This window comes from Streptomyces sp. L-9-10 (assembly GCF_004151105.1).
GTDB lineage: Bacteria > Actinomycetota > Actinomycetes > Streptomycetales > Streptomycetaceae > Streptomyces.
This window is the reverse complement of record NZ_PHRF01000105.1, coordinates 1-216: the sequence shown is the minus strand read 5'-3', so window position 1 is coordinate 216 and position 216 is coordinate 1. Positions and strand designations below refer to the sequence as shown.

The window sequence follows — 216 nt, the reverse complement described above, 5'->3', positions numbered from 1 at the left end:
AGGCGTCAGTCCGTATACATCGCCTTACGGCTTCGCACGGACCTGTGTTTTTAGTAAACAGTCGCTTCTCGCTGGTCTCTGCGGCCACCCCAAGCTCAAGGAGTAAATCCCATCACCCAGTGTGGCCCCCCTTCTCCCGAAGTTACGGGGGCATTTTGCCGAGTTCCTTAACCATAGTTCACCCGAACGCCTCGGTATTCTCTACCTGACCACCTG

General features: G+C 55.6%; 1 rRNA gene. It reads right to left on the bottom strand.

Annotated elements, in window-relative coordinates:
* Positions 1–216, bottom strand: a 23S ribosomal RNA gene (locus CU044_RS26340); the annotation flags it as partial.